The organism is Ruminococcus sp., assembly GCF_016283395.1.
The window spans coordinates 1-2,086 of the sequence record NZ_JAEEMU010000021.1 but is presented as its reverse complement, the minus strand read 5'-3'; the positions used below and the strand labels follow the sequence as shown (position 1 = coordinate 2,086).

3 protein-coding genes are annotated in these 2,086 nt (G+C 43.7%); all 3 read right to left on the bottom strand.

Annotated features, from left to right (window positions below):
* Window positions 1-44: 44 nt before the first annotated feature.
* The gene (locus QZZ41_RS00435; RefSeq protein WP_295066649.1) at window positions 45-386 is read right to left on the bottom strand and encodes a hypothetical protein; all 342 of its coding nucleotides are present in this window, start codon (window positions 384-386) and stop codon (window positions 45-47) included.
* A 62-nt stretch (window positions 387-448) separates the two neighbouring features.
* Entirely contained in the window at window positions 449-1,189 is a 741-nt protein-coding gene (locus QZZ41_RS00430; protein ID WP_295066647.1) for a GNAT family N-acetyltransferase, read from the bottom strand.
* Window positions 1,190-1,237: 48 nt separating this feature from the next.
* Window positions 1,238-2,071, bottom strand: a complete 834-nt coding sequence (locus tag QZZ41_RS00425; protein ID WP_295066645.1) for an acyltransferase — start codon at window positions 2,069-2,071, stop codon at window positions 1,238-1,240.
* Window positions 2,072-2,086 lie beyond the last annotated feature (15 nt).

The following is a 2,086-nucleotide window of genomic DNA, read 5'->3' as shown; positions in this document are numbered from 1 at the left end:
ACATAATTCAGAAAATAGCAACAGGCGCGGAGAAAAAAAGATGCCTATTTTTTATACGGCTTTTTTAGATATGGTTCAATATCATCGGGTGATATAAGCTTTGCGGAGTGGTAGCGGTCACAGAACTCGTTGCAAAGCTGCAATTGCTCGGCACTTCCGCAATAGTCTATGAGCAGGATAGTATCAGCTATGAGACTTCCGTCCTCGATTATGGTGGAAAGGTAGTCAAGCCGTTCAGAAAGCTCGCTATCTTGAGAAAAAATAGGCAGTACAGTGCAAAGGGGATAGCTTTTGCCTCTGTGTTTTGAGCATATAAAAAGGCATATGAGTTCGGCTGCGGCTATAACAGCAACAACTATTATAGCGATCATCTCGGGTGTTTTCATTTCAACCACTCCTTTCCTGTTATTATATGCACAAAGCAGGTGAGTGGTTACGAAAAGGGAGCTTATAAAGGTTTTCGTATCAAAAAGTAATTGCCGCATTTAATGAAGCCGAGTTTTTCGGCTGTTCTTGCTGAACCGAGGTTTGAACGCTGACAAGTCCATGCAGGACGCTTTTCGTGGAGCATCTCCCTTATGGCAGCAGCTGCGGCGATAAAAGCCATTCCGCGGCGGCGATAGGCTTCAGCAGTCTCGATACCGATGTCACATTCCAAGCTGCTTGAAGCAGCCGAAAATGCCCACGACGCAGGCTCGTTTCCGTGCATAATGCATATGCCCCTGCCGCTTTTGCTGTATTCAGCGTAGTCTTTCCAGTAAAACGAGGGTACGACTCTTCCCGTGAGCCTGTTGAAGAGCTTCTCATCTATACTGTGCAGGGAATAACCGTCAGGGATATCAAAATCGGGAGCTTTGTCATGGGGATAGCAGTATTCATCTCGTGGGATAAGCTCCACTCCGCCATATTGCAGGAGTTTATCTGCCAGTGTATTGTCCTGACATAGAAACTTAAATTGCTCGGATATTATGAGCTCATGTATCTCGCGGATATCGTTTTCATCGGGAGTTCCGTAAATAAAAGTAAAATTGCCCCTGTGACGTATGAGTACAACGCTTTCGCTTTTGTTTGTGTATATGCAGCCGCTCTGTCTGCCCTCCGTCACTGCCATTGGATAGACTCTGCAAAAAGGTGAGTCCTGGGCAAGTGTTAAAAATCGGCTGTATTCTGAAACAGGTATTTCTTTCATGTTATCACCTCTGAGATAATTAAAAGCTCCCGTTTCGGGAGCTTTGAGTTATATGAGTTTGTTCACGTACGGTATGAATTTCAGCCCCTTTGTTATCAGATAAGAGATAACGAGGGTGAGCAGGCAAATACCAATAGTAGATATCGTACCGCCGTGTTCAAATGGATTGAACTTCATAACTAAGAATATATATCTGAGTACTGCCATGTGCAGAAGATAGATGCCGAATGAGCAGTTATCAAGCTCTGCGGCGATCTTATCAATAACAGGCACGGGCTGATTTTTCGTCTTTCTGAGAAATCCGAATAAAGCTACAGCTGCTGCAACATACAGTGGGAAGGAGTAAACTCCGAGAAGATTTATCATCTTGCCGCTTGTTTCGGGTGCAGCCTCTGAATTATTGTAAGCGTGTACAGTAAGCATTGCGATTATGCCGAGACAAATCACAAGCATGAGTCCGCTTGCTCTTTTCGGGAGCTTTATTATTCCCGTATGAAGAGCGTGACCTAAGAAGAAGTAAAGCGGATAAACGGTATATACACATATGTAAAACGGCAGCTTTTTACCTGCGATTGTTTCTATAAACGGTATTAACGAAGCAAATATCGTATAGATGAGCAGGATATATTTAAGCTGTGCTGCTGTGGCATTTCCACTGATCATCTTGTATATTGGCAGCATAAGATACAGTGCGAAGAGTAAATAGATGTACCACATATGCATCCAGCCGCTGCCGAAGAAGATAGCGTCGATCGAATCAGTGAACATTTTGCCCACGCCGCATTTTTTTATAAATACACCGTCGAATACTGCGAACAGTATCGAAAATACTACTAGTGCAACTTCCATTCTCAGTATGTGTTTACCGAAGAGCTTTTTCATCTAGAGCTCACGTTT